Source organism: Faecalibacterium prausnitzii (genome assembly GCF_049532945.1).
Classification (GTDB): Bacteria; Bacillota; Clostridia; order Oscillospirales; family Ruminococcaceae; genus Faecalibacterium; species Faecalibacterium prausnitzii_N.
Genome location: NZ_CP186691.1, coordinates 100,411 through 115,108 on the forward strand (window position 1 = coordinate 100,411; position 14,698 = coordinate 115,108).

At 60.7% G+C, this 14,698-nt stretch carries 11 protein-coding genes, 1 tRNA gene and 2 pseudogenes; 7 read left to right on the top strand and 7 right to left on the bottom strand.

Annotated elements, in window-relative coordinates:
• Positions 1 to 57: 57 nt before the first annotated feature.
• The 3 genes and pseudogenes from uidA to argF all read left to right on the top strand — a co-directional run bounded on the left by uidA (position 58) and on the right by argF (position 3,665).
• The gene (gene uidA / locus ACNQFG_RS00440) at positions 58 to 1,884 is read left to right on the top strand and encodes a beta-glucuronidase (protein WP_423405611.1); all 1,827 of its coding nucleotides are present in this window, start codon (positions 58 to 60) and stop codon (positions 1,882 to 1,884) included.
• Between the two features lie 208 nt (positions 1,885 to 2,092).
• Positions 2,093 to 2,572 (top strand): deoxycytidylate deaminase, encoded by a 480-nt coding sequence (locus ACNQFG_RS00445; RefSeq protein WP_005944992.1) that lies wholly within the window; start codon positions 2,093 to 2,095, stop codon positions 2,570 to 2,572.
• 93 nt (positions 2,573 to 2,665) lie between these two features.
• Positions 2,666 to 3,665: pseudogene (gene argF / locus ACNQFG_RS00450) on the top strand (ornithine carbamoyltransferase).
• A 56-nt stretch (positions 3,666 to 3,721) separates the two neighbouring features.
• On the opposite strand, the gene ACNQFG_RS00455 reads toward argF, so the two are convergent.
• On the bottom strand, positions 3,722 to 4,279 hold the full coding sequence (locus tag ACNQFG_RS00455) for a biotin transporter BioY (RefSeq protein ID WP_423405612.1): 558 nt from the start codon (positions 4,277 to 4,279) through the stop codon (positions 3,722 to 3,724).
• 182 nt (positions 4,280 to 4,461) lie between these two features.
• Here ACNQFG_RS00455 and ACNQFG_RS00460 point away from each other — a divergent pair, with 182 nt between their 5' ends.
• The 4 genes from ACNQFG_RS00460 to ACNQFG_RS00475 all read left to right on the top strand — a co-directional run bounded on the left by ACNQFG_RS00460 (position 4,462) and on the right by ACNQFG_RS00475 (position 7,006).
• Positions 4,462 to 5,037 (top strand): hypothetical protein, encoded by a 576-nt coding sequence (locus ACNQFG_RS00460; protein ID WP_423405613.1) that lies wholly within the window; start codon positions 4,462 to 4,464, stop codon positions 5,035 to 5,037.
• A 136-nt stretch (positions 5,038 to 5,173) separates the two neighbouring features.
• The gene (locus ACNQFG_RS00465) at positions 5,174 to 5,665 is read left to right on the top strand and encodes an RNA polymerase sigma factor (protein ID WP_423405614.1); all 492 of its coding nucleotides are present in this window, start codon (positions 5,174 to 5,176) and stop codon (positions 5,663 to 5,665) included.
• On the top strand, positions 5,652 to 6,821 hold the full coding sequence (locus ACNQFG_RS00470) for a DUF4349 domain-containing protein (RefSeq protein ID WP_423405615.1): 1,170 nt from the start codon (positions 5,652 to 5,654) through the stop codon (positions 6,819 to 6,821). The genes ACNQFG_RS00465 and ACNQFG_RS00470 overlap by 14 nt, the downstream gene beginning before the upstream one ends.
• A 108-nt stretch (positions 6,822 to 6,929) precedes the next feature.
• Positions 6,930 to 7,006: transfer RNA gene (locus ACNQFG_RS00475), tRNA-Met, on the top strand.
• Positions 7,007 to 7,223: 217 nt separating this feature from the next.
• Here ACNQFG_RS00475 and ACNQFG_RS00480 read toward each other — a convergent pair.
• The 6 genes and pseudogenes from ACNQFG_RS00480 to ACNQFG_RS00505 all read right to left on the bottom strand — a co-directional run bounded on the left by ACNQFG_RS00480 (position 7,224) and on the right by ACNQFG_RS00505 (position 14,594).
• Positions 7,224 to 8,183, bottom strand: coding sequence for an AEC family transporter (locus tag ACNQFG_RS00480; RefSeq protein WP_423405616.1), 960 nt, complete (start codon positions 8,181 to 8,183; stop codon positions 7,224 to 7,226).
• Between the two features lie 3 nt (positions 8,184 to 8,186).
• Positions 8,187 to 9,724: pseudogene (locus tag ACNQFG_RS00485) on the bottom strand (ATP-binding protein).
• 11 nt (positions 9,725 to 9,735) lie between these two features.
• A complete protein-coding gene (locus ACNQFG_RS00490; protein WP_423405617.1) occupies positions 9,736 to 11,166 on the bottom strand; it encodes a VWA-like domain-containing protein in 1,431 nt (476 codons plus the stop codon).
• A gap of 32 nt (positions 11,167 to 11,198) precedes the next feature.
• Complete coding sequence (locus ACNQFG_RS00495; protein ID WP_423405618.1) at positions 11,199 to 12,269, bottom strand: leucine-rich repeat protein; 1,071 nt, start codon at positions 12,267 to 12,269, stop codon at positions 11,199 to 11,201.
• A gap of 242 nt (positions 12,270 to 12,511) precedes the next feature.
• On the bottom strand, positions 12,512 to 12,904 hold the full coding sequence (locus ACNQFG_RS00500) for an FMN-binding protein (RefSeq protein ID WP_097791467.1): 393 nt from the start codon (positions 12,902 to 12,904) through the stop codon (positions 12,512 to 12,514).
• A gap of 31 nt (positions 12,905 to 12,935) precedes the next feature.
• Complete coding sequence (locus ACNQFG_RS00505) at positions 12,936 to 14,594, bottom strand: glutamine--tRNA ligase/YqeY domain fusion protein (protein ID WP_005942643.1); 1,659 nt, start codon at positions 14,592 to 14,594, stop codon at positions 12,936 to 12,938.
• Positions 14,595 to 14,698 lie beyond the last annotated feature (104 nt).

The window sequence follows — 14,698 nt, forward strand, 5'->3', positions numbered from 1 at the left end:
AGAGGTTTATTTCGTAGTTCAAAATGTTTTAGTATGATGAGAAATGAGGTTCCTGCAATGAACAACAAATCCCTGCTGTATCCTGTGGCTTCCACTTCCCGCCGCGTCGTCAGCCTGGACGGCATGTGGCGCTTCCGCTTCGACCCCAAGAGCGAGGGCGTCGATGCAGACTGGGCAAACGGCCTGCCGGAGTCCATCTCCATGCCCGTGCCCGCTTCCTTCTGCGACTTCTTCACCGATAAGGAATCCCGCGAGTACTGCGGCGATTTCTGGTACGAGACCGATTTCTTCGTGCCCGGCGAGTGGAGCGGCAAGGACATCGCCATCCGCTTCGGCTCTGCCACCCACCACGCCCGCGTCTTTGTGAACGGCGTCGAGGTCGCACAGCACGAGGGCGGCTTCCTGCCCTTTGACGCAGTCGTCACCGACATCGTCCGCTACAACCAGTACAACAAGCTGAGCGTCCTGCTGAACAACGAGCTGAACGAGTACATGCTGCCCGCCGGCAACACCGCTACCCTGTCCAACGGCAAAAAGGTCGCTGCCCCCTACTTCGACTTCTACAACTATGCCGGCATCCATCGCCCCGTCAAGCTGATGGCCCTGCCCGCCGAGCGCGTTCTGGACTATTCCGTCAAGCACCGCCTGACTGCGGACGGTGCCGAGGTCGATTACACCGTCACCACCAACGGCAGCCACGACGTGACCGTAGAGCTGTACGACGGCACCACCAAGGTCGCTGAGGCTTCCGGCAAGGAAGGTACTCTGGTCGTCAAGGACGCCAAGCTCTGGAACGTCCATGCCGCCTACCTGTACAACATCGTCATCCGCATCCACGACGGCAGCGCCATCGTCGACGAGTACACCGAGAAGATCGGCATCCGCACCTTCGAGATCCAGAACGGCCACTTCCTGCTGAACGGCAAGCCCGTCTACCTGCGCGGCTTCGGCAAGCACGAGGATGCAGACATCCGCGGCCGCGGCCTCGACCTGGCCACCGTCAAGCGCGATTACGAGCTGATGAAGTGGATCGGTGCCAACTGCTTCCGCACCAGCCACTACCCCTATGCGGAGGAGCTGTACCAGATGGCCGATGAGGAAGGCTTCCTCATCATCGACGAAGTCCCCGCCGTCGGCTTCATGGAGAGCACCATGAACTTCCTGGCAGCAAACCAGGGCAACGGCAAGAAGGTGGGCTGGTTCGAGAAGGACACCACGCCTCAGCTGCTGGAAAACCACAAGGACGCGCTGACCGACATGATCGACCGCGACAAGAACCACGCCTCCGTCATCGCATGGAGCATCCTGAACGAGCCCCAGTGCACCAGCGAGGGCACCGAAGCCTACTTCAAGACCCTGTTCGATCTGGCACACGAGCTTGACCCGCAGAAGCGCCCCCGCACCTACGCCATCGTCATGATGAGCCTGCCCCACAACAGCAAGGGCCAGCAGTTCGCTGACTTCATCAGCCTGAACCGCTACTACGGCTGGTACGTTATGGGCGGCATGGGCATCGTGGATGCCGAGGCCGCATTCCGCAAGGAGATGGACGGCTGGGCCAAGGTCCTGAACGGCCGCCCGATGATCTTCACCGAGTACGGTGCCGACACCATGCCCACCGAGCACAAGCTGCCCAGCGTCATGTGGAGCCAGGAGTACCAGAACGAGTACCTCGACATGAACCACAACGTCTTCGATAGCTACGACTTCGTGCAGGGCGAGCTGGTCTGGAACTTTGCAGACTTCCAGACCACCGAGGGCATCATGCGCGCCAACGGCAACAAGAAGGGCATCTTCACCCGTCAGCGTCAGCCGAAGGACGCCGCCTTCCACTTCCGCGCCCGCTGGACCAGCCTCCCGCTGGATTACAAGGGCAACAAGTAAGTTGAACCTCTCTCAAACCTTCTCATAACCATGCCAAAAGCACCCGCAGACGCTGAGCCTGCGGGTGCTTTTGCGATTGCACTTCTTTTCTTTTTATGGTATCCTTACCTTGCGCTCCGGCCGCGAGCGTCTTTTCATTTGCAGCATAGTCGATTTTCAACGTTCTGTCAAACCGGAACAAGCCATACTTGCAAGGGAGGCTGTTTTTATGAAACGTACCGATTACATCAACTGGGATGAATATTTCATGGGCATTGCGCTGCTCACGGCCATGCGCTCCAAGGACCCCAACAGTCAGGTGGGCGCGTGCATCGTCAGCTCGGAAAACAAAATTCTGTCCTTGGGCTACAACGGTATGCCCATTGGCTGCAGCGACGACGAGATGCCCTGGGAGCGGGAGGGCGCACCGCTGGACACCAAGTATATGTACGTGTGCCACGCCGAGCTGAACGCCATCCTCAACAGCGCCCACAATAATCTGAAAGGTGCACGGGTGTACGTGACTCTGTTCCCCTGCAACGAGTGCACCAAGGCCATCATCCAGTCGGGCATTGCCGAGGTGGTGTACTACGGCGACAAGTACCACGACAGCGATTCCAGCGTGGCGGCGCGGTTCATGTTCAAAAAAGCCGGCGTGAAGCTGACTGCCTATCAGTCCACCGGACGGAAGGCAGAGCTGGAGCTGTAAGCTTCCTCTTGACCTTCCTGATGCAACGTACTATAATAGAATCATAGCTTGAATAAATATTCAATAATGATTGCATAGAGAGGGAAATATACAATGAGTCTGAAGAACCGCAGCTTTTTGAAGCTATTGGACTACACCCCTGCCGAGATCGAAGAACTGCTGGACCTTGCCGCAGACCTGAAGGCAAAAAAGAAGGCCGGCATCCGCCACAATGACCAGCTGGCAAGGCAAGAACATCGCCCTGATCTTTGAAAAGACCTCCACCCGCACCCGTTGCAGCTTCGAGGTCGCTGCCCACGATCTGGGCATGGAAGTGACCTACCTTGACCCGTCCGGCAGCCAGATCGGCAAGAAGGAGTCCATCGCCGACACTGCCCGTGTGCTGGGCCGCATGTTCGACGGCATCGAGTACCGGGGCTATGGCCAGCAGATCGTGGAAGACCTTGCCCACTACGCCGGTGTGCCGGTGTGGAACGGCCTGACCAACGAGTTCCATCCCACCCAGATCCTGGCCGACTTCCTCACCATCCGGGAGCACTTTGGTCACCTGAAGGGCATCAACTTCGTTTACTTCGGCGATGCCCGCTACAACATGGGCAACAGCCTGATGGTGGGCTGCGCCAAGATGGGCCTGAACTTCACCGCCTGTGCACCCAAGAAGTACCAGCCGGACGCTGCCCTCGTGGCCGAGTGCCAGAAGATCGCTGCCGAGACCGGTGCCACCCTCACCTTTGAGGAGGACCCCGCCAAGGCCGCCAAGGGTGCCGACGTGCTGTACACCGATGTGTGGGTGTCCATGGGTGAGCCGGTGGAGGTGTGGGCTGAGCGCATCAACGACCTTGCCGCCTACCAGATCAACCAGCAGCTGATGGACATTGCAGGCCTGCACGCTGTGTTCATGCACTGCCTGCCCGCCTTCCACGACCACAAGACCACCGTGGGCAAGGAGATGGGCGAGCGCTTTGGCCGCGATGCCATGGAAGTGACCGATGAAGTGTTTGAAGGCCCCCAGAGCATCGTGTTCGACGAAGCCGAGAACCGGATGCACACCATCAAGGCCGTGATGGCTGCGACCCTTGGCTATGTAAAATAACGGATCACAAATAAAAAAGGGAGGCTGCGTTTGCAGTCTCCCTTTTGCTTTGCCTGTTAGGCCTCCTTCAGCTTCAGCACGCCAGCCTGTACCAGACGCTTGCGCAGCAGTGCACCCACGATGCAGCTCACCACGATCTTGGCGAGGTCCAGCGCAATGAACGGGTACACGCACACCGAAAGCGCATAGCCCAGCTCGCACTGCATCTGGAACACGAACCATGCGGTACCCAGCACGTAGCAGGCGGCATCGCCCAGCACAAGGCCGATGCCGGCGATCACCGGCTGGCCCTTGCTCTTTTCGATGAACAGACCGCCGATGAAGGCCAGCAGCAGGTAGCCCACCAGATAGCCGCCGGTGGGGCCTGCCAGCTTGGCAATGCCCGCGCCGTAGCCGGAGAACACCGGCACGCCCACAAGGCCGATGAGCAGGTACACCGCCACGCTCAGGGTGCCGAACTTGGGCCCCAGCAGCCATGCGGTCAGGCAGATGACAAAGTTTGACAGCGAAATGGGAATGGCTCCGATGGGCACGCTCAGCGGGCCAAGCACGCACAGCGCGGCGGCCATCAGCGCAGTGACAGCCATCTGATAGGTGGTCAGTTTCTTCTCCATGATTCCCCTCCGATATTCGGGTCGATATTGTCGTTGTTGTCGGTCACGCTCGCCAGTATACCCCGGCCCGCCACAAATGGTCAACACAAAAATTCAGTCAGGGTTTACAATCCGTGATTCCGCTTGCCAAACGGCCCGCAGCCCACTATACTGGAAGCAGAATCTCCAAGGAGGCGTATCACATGGGCGGAGGACATCTTTCCCGGCCGGATTTCGGGATGCCGCAGCCGGACCCGGCCTACCCACTGACCGAGTTCTACCTGCTGCTCCAGCATGGGCTGGACCGCGAGGGCGTGTTTGCGCTGCCCGCACTCTGGGCAGACTTTCAGGCACCGGCCCGGCGCATCTACGCCGACGAGGCCGAAGCCTTCCTCACCCTGCGCGAAACGCCCGGCGCGGCCAGCACGCCCCTGCTGGCACCCCGGACTTTGCAGCTGCTTTACAGCAGCCTCCATGTCCTGCCCGACGGCACACCCGCCGCCCTGCTGCTCACCGAGGAGTGCACCCGCGCCACGGTGGCGGTGCAGCTGCTGCCGCCCTTTGTGTGGGAGGACCCGCTGCCGCCGCTGCCGGACTGCGCGGCGGCCCTCACGCTCACCCTCACGCTGCGGGATGTGGAGGCCATCGACGCCGACCCTCATGCGCTGGAGCAGCGGCTCTGCCGGGAGCCGGGCGACAAGCACTGGCTTGCCCACCCCAAGGCCGAAGCCTTCCTCGCCGGGCGCATTGCGTTGCTTCAGCGATTGTACAAACGTTGAATTTTTGTTATACTCTTTTTATTCTGCGATGCAATAATCGGGACCTCTCAGCCGTGTATCCGGTAGAATGTCCCACTGGAACCAACGATTTCCAGCAAACCCCGGCCACCGGGGCTTCAAAGGAGTGTAAGACGATATGGGACAGTTGACCAAAGACGAAGTTTTTGCGCTGGCTGTGCAGCGATACAGCGACGCCGTCTACCGAGCAGCCTACCACAATTGCAGCTGCGCGGCGGACGCCGAAGATGTGGTGCAGGATGTTTTCGAAAAGCTCCTGAACTACGACGGCCGCTTTGAGAGTGAGGAGCACCTCAAGGCGTGGCTGCTGCGGGTGGCCATCAACCGCTGCCGGGACCTGACCCGCGCAGCCCATCAGAAGGACACCGAGCTGGACGAGAATATCCCCGCACCCGACCAGATGGAAGACGGCAGTGTGCTGGACGCAGTGCGCGCCCTGCCGGAAAACTACCGCAATGCTATCTATCTGCATTACTACGAGGGGTACACGGCGGCGGAGATCGGCCGGATGATGGGCGCACCGTCCAACACGGTGCTGAGCTGGCTGCGGCGTGCCCGGGCGCAGTTACATACGATGCTGAAGGAGGAGATCGAAGATGAGGTGGTATGAGTACAAGATGGAGACGGACGACCTCTACGCCCCGGACGATCTGAAGGCAAAGCTGCTGGCCATGCAGAAGGCCCGGCAGGCCGAGCAGGCCGCATCCGGCACCACCCCCAAACCCCAGCTCACCCCGGCCCTTGCACCGGAAAAGAAGAAAAAAGCCCCCCTCCGTTTCCCAGTCAAACGGGCCGCGGAACTGGCCGCCTGTGTGGCGCTGTGCGGTGTCTGCCTGTATGGCGCCGCGCTGAGCAAAAGCAGTTGGAACGGTGTCACCCTGTTCTCCGGCGGGTCTGCGCCCAGCACGGCAGCCGCCTACGATGCCGCACCGGAGCTTGCCACCTATTCTCTGGACGGCGGTGCAGACACCTACGGCACCGGCAGCGCCGAACGCGCCGTGAGTGGTACCGGCAGCGCCGACCTGCTGACCTCCGGCAATGTGGAGGGCGAGAACTCGGCTTCCGGCACGGTGGACAGCGCCAAGATCATCTACACAGCCGATCTCTCCATCGAGACCAAAGACTTCGATGGGGCACGCCAGCAGCTGGACGAGACGCTGGACAGCATGGACGGCTATATGGAGTCCAGCAATGAGTACACCGACAGCACCGACAACACCCGCACCCTCTCGCTGACCCTGCGGGTGCCGGAGAGCGCTTACAGCGCCTTCCTGACGTCTGCCGAAGCCGCTGGCAGCGTGATCAGCCGGAGCGAGAGCGCCGACGATGTGACCACCCAGTATCTGGACATCGAGGCCCGGCTGGACAATCTGACCGCCCAGCGCACCCGTTTGCAGGAATTGCAGGCCAGCGCGGACGCGCTCTCCGACCTGCTGCAGATCGAGTCCTCCCTGAGCGACGTGCAGTACCAGATCGAGAGCTACCAGAGTCAGCTGAACTGGTACGCCAATCAGGTGCAGTACTGCACCGTGAACATCACCCTCAACGAGGTCGAGACCTTGACCTCCACCGGCAGCAGCTTCGGTGCCCGGCTGGTCAACGCCTTCCGGAACGGCTGGTCGAACTTCACCGCCGGGGTCCAGACGGTTCTCGTCTTCCTCATCGGCGCATGGCCCGCCATTGGCATCGGTATCGTCTGCGGCGTGGTGTTCTACAAAGTCCGCCACCCCCGCAAAAAGCAGCCCCGCAAGCCTGAAGCGAAGTGATGACCGGAAGGTTCAAAAAAACTTTCGAAAAACACTTGACATCTCCCCCGCTCTGTGGTATTATACTTGAGCAGTCAGCGAGAACGGCTGAGAGCACAAAGTAAATATCGCGGGGTGGAGCAGTCTGGTAGCTCGTCGGGCTCATAACCCGAAGGTCGTTGGTTCAAATCCGGCCCCCGCAACCACCAAGCATCTTGAAGTTTTTCAAGATGCTTTTTTGTTGTGTTTTTATTTTAATACAAAAAAGTGAGCCGCTGCAAACTCCTTCCGACATCGCTTACGCGATGCCACCTCCCTCAATGAGGGAGGCTTCACAGCTTACCGTCATGTCAGGCTCCCTCTTTGAGGGAGCTGGCGCGGCGAAGCCGTGACTGAAGGAGTTTTGCAGCAGCTCTTTTTTATTTATACGATGTAACCGTGGCTCCTCGCCCAGAAGACCCAGAAGGTCAGGGTCAGGGCGCTGAAGAAGGTGGTGGTGACGCAGACGCTGCCGGTCAGGGTGCCTTCGTGGCCCATCTGTTTGGCCATGACGTAGCCCGCCGGGGTGGTCACACTGCCCAGCATGACCATCAGCGCCACGAGCTTCTGGTCCACAAAGCCCAGCCGCACCGCCACAGGCAGGAAGATGGCCGGCAGGAGGATGAGCTTGATGACCGTTGCAACGGCCGTAGGCTTGAGGTAGCCCAGCGCTGCGCGGCCCTTGAAGCCCGCACCGATGGCAAGCAGGGCCAGCGGGCTGGTCATACCAGCCAGGCTGGAGAGCGTCTTGTTGGCCATGGCGGGCATGGGCAGACGGAGCAGGCTCCACACAAAGCCCGCCGCGATGCCCAGCAGGATGGGGTTGGTCACGATGCCCTTGAGGCTCTTGACCAGCTTCTCTCCCATGCCGCTCCGGGCGTCCTGCGAAGGGCTTTCCAGCGTGAGGATGGCGACCGCAAAGATGTTGTACAGCGGCACACTGCCCAGGATCATCAGGCCGGACAGGCCGGAGGTGCCATAGATGTTCTGGATGAAGGCCGCACCGAGGATGGCCGCCGAAGAGCGGTAGCTCGCCTGCACGAACTCCCCCACGATGTGCTTATCCTTCAAAAAGAGCCGGGCCAGCCCCCAGATAACCAGAATGCTTGCCGTGGTGGCCGCAGCGCAGAACAGCACATACCGGCCATCGAAGGTGGCGCGGACATCGTTTTTGCCAAGGTCGCGGAACAGCTGCACCGGCAGTGCCACATAAAACACGAACTTGTTGGCCATGGCCACGAAGTCGTCGGTGAGGAACTGCCTGCGGTGGAGCAGGTAGCCCAGCAGCATGATAAAGAACAGCGGCATGGTGCTGTTCATGCTGAACAGAAGATTTTCCAGCATGGCTCACACCCCGCCGTGGCGGCGCTGCTCTGCAGCCAGCTCCTGCTGCAGGGCAGCTTTGCGGTGGTCCAGCAGCAGGTCTTTGTTGTACTTGAAGTACCGGGGCAGCCGTTCTCGGTGATGAACGCATGGGCGGCAGGGGCCAGCGTCAGCTCGGTGACGAACACCACCATCTCCTGGCTTTCGGCAAAGGCCTGCTCCATAAAGTCGAAAGCGGCTTCCAGTGCGCTGGCTGCCGCCTCCTGTGCGGCATCCCGCTCATCGGAGAGCGACTGGAACTGGGTGCGCAGCAGGTCGAAGGCTTCCTGTGTACCCACCGCCTTGGCGCGGCGCAGTTCCGCCTCCCACTGGCGCAGGACGGCATAGACCTTGAGCCGGGTGGCCAGCGCGTCGCGGCTGAGCAGACCCGCCTCGCGCTGGCGCCGGGTCTCGGCGTCGTAGTCGGTCATCATCTGGTTGAACAGAGTTGCCGGGCCATCCGGGATGTCATCGGGCAGGGTCGCAAAGCCCTGTTTGGCCTCCCGCAGGAAGGCATAGCAGGCATCGGCCGCAGCATCGGCCCGGCGGGACGCCGTGAACCGGTTGTTCAGGCCGGACAGGAGCAGGCTGACAAGGCTCAGCCGCTCGTCGAAGGGGGCCTGCAGCAGCCGTGCGAACACGGCGGGCTTTGCCTGTCCGGCCAAGATCTCCTCTACGCCGTAGTCGTCGCGGTACTTATAGTAAAGGTCGAGATAGGCGGAGAAGTCCTCTGCGATCTTCGGGTGCTGGATGTACTCGCGGATGAGTGCCTCGTCTGCCTTGAGGCCCAGCGCCTCGTAGGTGTCCAGCAGATTGGAAAGATCCTCCCAGCCGCGGGCGGTCACGAACTGGGTGCCGTCCACATCGGCGTTGATCTGGTAGAAGTTCTGCGGGTGCAGCTCCAGATAGCTCAAAATGGCGCTGTGGATGTGGGCAGCGCGGGCATAGTCCTTCCACACGGGCAGGTCCGGCTCAATGTCCATGCGGCGCACGCGGTCCAGCGTAACGATATCAAAGTCGCGCACAGATTTGTTATATTCCGGTGGGTTGCCTGCCGCCACGATCACCCAGCCCGCAGGCACGGCCTGATTGCCAAAGGTCTTGCATTGCAAAAATTGCAGCATGGTGGGGGCCAGCGTTTCCGAAACACAGTTGATCTCGTCGATGAACAGAATGCCCTCGGAGAGGCCGGTGGCCTCCATCTTGGCGTAGATGCTGGCAATGATCTCGCTCATGGTGTATTCAGTCACCGAGACATCCTTTCCGCCATAATTGCGCTGGCGGATGAAGGGCAGACCCACGGCGCTCTGGCGGGTGTGGTGGGTGATGGTGTAGGCCACCAGCGCCACGCCGCACTCCCGGGCTACCTGCTCCATCACCTGCGTCTTGCCAATGCCCGGAGGCCCCATGAGCAGAATGGGACGCTGCCGGATGGCCGGGATGGCGTATTCGCCCAGAGCATCCTTGGCAAGGTAGGCTTTTACGGTGTGTTCAATTTCTTCTTTGGCTCGTTTGATATTCATAACAAATTCCCTCACGAATTGTTCAGGTCACGGTACAGGTCGTCCTCTTCGGCCAGCGCGTCGGCAAGGGTGCTTTGCGGGCGGGCTGCTGCACCGGTAAATTCTTCTTCATCCAGAACCACCTTCATGGCCCACGGCGGCACGTTGGCGTCATCGAACCGCTCCCCCAAAAACAGAAAGGCGGTGTCGTAGGCCGGGCGCTTGGCGGGGTAGGTGCCCATGCCGTCGGTGAAGTACAAAAGGCCCCGCAGGTTCGAGAACTTCTTCTCGGCGCACAGCTGGTTCACGTATTCAAAGGCCGGGCGGAAGTCCGTTCCGCCGCCGCCCCGCAGCTCAAAGTGGTTCATGGCGTGGATCAGCTCGTCCTCATTGTGGATCAGGATATCCTGCCGGATGGCGTTATCGGCCTGGATCAGGTGCAGGTTCATCCGGTGGAAAAAGTTCTCCTGTCCTTTCAGCAGAGTGTAGGTCTCCGCAAGGAACGCCCGCACCAGTTCACCGGAGGTGGAGTAGCTGGTGTCGATGACAAGGGCCAGCTCCTCGATCTTTTTGCTCTCCCGGCTTTCCAGAGGCTCGATGAGGGGCAGGTTTCCGTACACCGAAAGGCCGTAGGTGTAGAAGTTCAGGTCGAACTCGTCCGGGTCCAGCTTTACTTCCTCCCGCAGCACGCAGAACCGGCGCAGAAAATCCCGGTAGCTGCGGCGGCTGCGGTTGGCGGCTTTTACCTGCTGCTTCAGGGCATCGGCACCGTCTCCGGCTTCCTTATCCCGCAGGTCCAGCTCTGTCTGCATCCGCTCCCCGATCTTCTGCCACGTTTTCTGGGGCAGCGGCGTGGGCATCTGCTGGGGCTGGTCAGGCGCATCCTTCGGCCACAGACGGTGGTCGTCGGTCACGAACTCCCGCTCCAGCTGGCGCAGCACACCGGGGGTCTGCCGGACCAGCCAGCGGTACGCCGGGGCCGCTGCCACGACTTTGCCCTCTTCCGCGATGCACTGATAGGCGTTCTGGCGCACATAGGTCAGCGGGCGCTTGACGCTGGTGCGGTTCAGGCTGTCGATAACGTTTTCCACTGCGATATCACAGGCAAGGCTCCACAGCTGCGGCTCCCGGCGGCCTTTCAGCCACAAATGCCGGAATACGCAGTGGAATATGGTGTGCAGATACAACCGGTTGAGATATTTTGGATTGTCCTGATAGAGCCGCAGCAGGTGGCTGGGCTGGTAGCAGAGGATGCGGCCATCGGTGGCCAGCACGCCGCACCGCTCATCCGGGGTGGGCGTCAGCGCCGAAAGTGCCAGGTCGAGAAAGCGGAAGTCCAGATACAGCCCGCTGCGCACCACCGCCAGCACCTCGCCGCCCATGCGTGCCTGCCACTCCTCGTGGGTCTCCGGGCGCTTCGATTCAAACGGCTTGCGGGGGTCGAAAAATGTTTCTTTGGGCATCGTTTCACCTCACTTCCCCTGCGGGAAAGGGTTCAAAAGTCAAAATCATAGCGTTTCCGGTTCGGCTTTGCGGCCTGTCTGCTGTGGGCGGCATCGGCCAGCAGGGCCGCAGCAGCAGCCTGTTCGGCCTGAACGGCCAGCGCTGCGGCCTCGTCAAACCCGGCCGCGTCCAGCACATCCAGCGCCAGCAGAGCCTTCAGGCTGTCAAGGTCCTGCGCCTTCAGCAGCCGGGCCACGACCCGGCCCGTGTTCGCCTTGAGGAACGCGGTGTAGGGGGCCTTTGCCTGTTCGGTCAGGCCCCAGGGCCAGCGCAGACGGTCGAAGCAGAGCATGGCCATGATATCCTTGTCCTCGGAGGCGTGGCCGTCCGGGAAAATGGCGTCGTATTCTGCGCAGAGGATTTTTCCATCCAGAAAACACTGCCGGTAATGATATCCTTGGCCGGAAAAGGTGTGCAGAAGGATGTGGGCGGGGGTTTCCTCGATATCCTCCCAGTAGGCGGGATACCACAGGCCTGCGCGGGGGGCCGCCTCGCCGGGGCACCAGAACAGCGCCCGCACGGCCTCGGTGATATTGTTGACGAGCGCGAACAGGCCGGTGGCCTGCTCCGGGTCGGCCCGGACGATGAGGTCCGCCAGCGCGAAGCAGTTCAAAAACACATCGCTGCCCACAGTCAGCTCCCCTGCCCCAAGGGACAGGGTGCGCAGCCTGCGGCAGTTGTAGAATGCGCAGCTGCCGACGACCTGTAAGCTGTCCGGCAGGACGGCTTCTTCGAGGAAGTTCCCGCAGACGGGGTGGAGGTCTTCTTCGGGCGCAGCGCCAAAGTCGAGGTCATAGCGGCGGTGCCGCCCGGTCCGGTCCCGGCCAAAGGCTCTGGTCAGGACGGCGCTGCCGTCTTCCCCCACTGCGTAGCGGCAGACTGCGTCCGGGGCGGGCAGGTTCCGGGGCGATTCGGAGAAGCAGTAGTCCCCCAGTTCGGTGACAGCCCAGCTGCCGCCCTCCGGGGTCGGCAGCACCGACGGCAGGGCGATGCAGGGGGCCTCCCCATAGGCCCGGACAAGGCGGGCCGTGTTGTTTTTTAATGGTAAGATATCCAGTAACATAGACGTCCTCTGTACAAGATAGCGCTATCCTCTATACAACCTCTCCGTCAATGCTTCGCATTGCCACCTCTCCTAGTAGGAGAGGCCTTGGCAATCCACGCAAAGTTTCCGGTTTCGCCAGAGGCTCCCCTACTAGGGGAGCTGTCGAGCGCAAGCGAGACTGAGAGGTTGTACAACGGAAAGCCTTCCAAACAAAAAACTGCTGCACGCGCAGTTGCCGTGCAGCAGTTGGGAGAGTGCGATCACTGTGCGGCCTGCGCCAGACAATCATCCATTGCGGCAAAGACCGCGTCACTGGTCATGGTGCTGCCGGTCACGGCATCCACACCGGCGGTGCTGCCCGCCTCTTTCAGGCTGGCTGTCAGGCTTTCCGCCGCCTTGCCGCCCAGTTCCGGCGTCTCACCCGAAGCATCAATGTCGACATTCGTCACTTTACCGCCGGTGATGGTCACGGTGACCGCCACATCGCTCAGGCAGCCTTTGGCGCTGGCCGTGTAGGTGCCGTCGGTGTAGGTGGCCGCGTTGTCTGCGGCAGGCATCGTGCCGGTGTTGGCGATATACAGCGACAGCACCACACCCAGAACGATATCCAGCAGCACCATCACGAGGGTGCTCCGGCTCATGTGTTTCTTCATCTTGTTGTATGCTCCTTTGGCAGGTCTTGGTTTATTTTGCAGGCTTGAAACTGTCGCGCAGGGTGACGACGCGGTTGTAAACGCCGGGGTTCTTGGAGTCCGGGGTAAAGAAGCCGGTGCGCACGAACTGGAACTTCTCACCGGGCTTTGCGTCCTTCAGGCTTTCTTCCAGCTTGCAGCCCTTGCACACAACAACGCTTTCCGGGTTCAGGTAGTCCTTGTAATCGCTGCCCTCGGGGATGGCGTTCATGTTGGCCTCGGTGAACAGCTTGTCGTACAGACGCACCTCGGCATCCACGGCATGGGCGGCACTCACCCAATGGATGGTGCCCTTGACCTTGCGGCCGTCGGCGGGATTGCCGTTGCCCGTCTCGAGGTCGGCGGTGCAGTGGATGGCGGCAATGCTGCCGTCGGCATTCTTCTCCACGCCGGTGCACTTGACGATGTAAGCGCCCATCAGACGCACCTCACCGCCAATGGTCAGGCGCTTGAACTTGGGAGGCGGCACCTCGGCAAAGTCCTCATTCTCGATCCACAGCTCTTTGGTAAAGGCCACCTTGCGGGTGGTGGTATCGTTGGCTTCGCGGTTGGGGTTGTTGGCTACATCAAAGTACTCGGTCTTGTCCTCCGGGTAGTTGTCTACGATCAGCTTTACGGGGTCCAGCACGGCAATGCGGCGCTGAGCGGTCAGGTCCAGCTCGCTGCGGATGCAGGCTTCCAGCTGGCGCATGTCGATCAGGTTGTCGGATTTAGAAATGCCGGCCTCCCGCACGAAGGTGAAGATGGAGGTGGGGGTGTAGCCGCGGCGGCGCAGGCCGCACAGGGTGGGCATACGGGGGTCGTCCCAGCCGTCCACAATGCCCATTTCCACCAGCTCACGCAGATAGCGCTTGCTCATGACGGTGTTGGTCATGTTCAGGCGTGCAAACTCACGCTGCTTGGGGAAGGCAGTGCCGAAGATGTTCTCGATGACCCAGTTATACAGCGGACGGTGGTTCTCGAACTCCAGACTGCACATGCTGTGGGTGATGCCCTCAATGGCATCCTGAATGGGGTGTGCGAAGTCGTACATCGGGTAGATGCACCACTTGCTGCCCTGACGGTGATGCTCGGCGTACTTGATGCGGTAGATAGCCGGGTCACGCATGTTCATGTTGGGGCTGGCCAGATCGATCTTGGCACGCAGGGTCTTTTCGCCCTCCTGGAACTCACCGGCACGCATCCGGCGGAACAGGTCAAGATTCTCTTCCGGGGTGCGGTCGCGCCACGGAGAGGGACGGGAAGGCTTGCCGGCATCGGCACCGCGGTACTCGCGCATTTCGTCGCGGGTCAGGTCGTCCACGTAGGCCTTGCCCTCCATGATGAGCTTTTCGGCATACTCGTAGCACTTGTCAAAGTAGTCGCTGCCGTAGAAGATGCCGCCGTTGGGGTCGGCGCCCAGCCAGTGCAGATCCTCGATGATGCTGTTCACGTACTCCTCACCCTCGCGGGCAGGGTTGGTGTCGTCCAGACGCAGGTTGAACTTACCGCCGTACTGGTTTGCAATGGACCAGTTGATGTAGATGGCCTTGGCACTGCCAATGTGCAGGTAGCCGTTGGGCTCGGGCGGGAAGCGGGTATGGATCTCGCTGATCTTGCCCTCGGCCAGATCAGCGTCGATGATGTCGGTCAGAAAGTTTTTATCTGCCATGGTGGAGTTCCCCCTTCATCCGGGCCAAACCGCCCGGTACTGCTCATGATTCAATACCCATTATAATACACCATTTTTCGCTTTGCTTCAAGCTAGAAATACAA

Excerpts from the sequence above, each read along its gene's own strand:
- ACNQFG_RS00495 (WP_423405618.1), bottom strand. The coding sequence starts at position 12,269 with ATGTTACTGGATATCTTACCATTAAAAAACAACACGGCCCGCCTTGTC.
- ACNQFG_RS00445 (WP_005944992.1), top strand. The coding sequence starts at position 2,093 with ATGAAACGTACCGATTACATCAACTGGGATGAATATTTCATGGGCATT.
- ACNQFG_RS00470 (WP_423405615.1), top strand. The coding sequence starts at position 5,652 with ATGAGGTGGTATGAGTACAAGATGGAGACGGACGACCTCTACGCCCCG.
- ACNQFG_RS00465 (WP_423405614.1), top strand. The coding sequence starts at position 5,174 with ATGGGACAGTTGACCAAAGACGAAGTTTTTGCGCTGGCTGTGCAGCGA.
- ACNQFG_RS00480 (WP_423405616.1), bottom strand. The coding sequence starts at position 8,183 with ATGCTGGAAAATCTTCTGTTCAGCATGAACAGCACCATGCCGCTGTTC.
- ACNQFG_RS00490 (WP_423405617.1), bottom strand. The coding sequence starts at position 11,166 with ATGCCCAAAGAAACATTTTTCGACCCCCGCAAGCCGTTTGAATCGAAG.
- ACNQFG_RS00500 (WP_097791467.1), bottom strand. The coding sequence starts at position 12,904 with ATGAAGAAACACATGAGCCGGAGCACCCTCGTGATGGTGCTGCTGGAT.
- uidA (WP_423405611.1), top strand. The coding sequence starts at position 58 with ATGAACAACAAATCCCTGCTGTATCCTGTGGCTTCCACTTCCCGCCGC.
- ACNQFG_RS00455 (WP_423405612.1), bottom strand. The coding sequence starts at position 4,279 with ATGGAGAAGAAACTGACCACCTATCAGATGGCTGTCACTGCGCTGATG.
- ACNQFG_RS00460 (WP_423405613.1), top strand. The coding sequence starts at position 4,462 with ATGGGCGGAGGACATCTTTCCCGGCCGGATTTCGGGATGCCGCAGCCG.
- ACNQFG_RS00505 (WP_005942643.1), bottom strand. The coding sequence starts at position 14,594 with ATGGCAGATAAAAACTTTCTGACCGACATCATCGACGCTGATCTGGCC.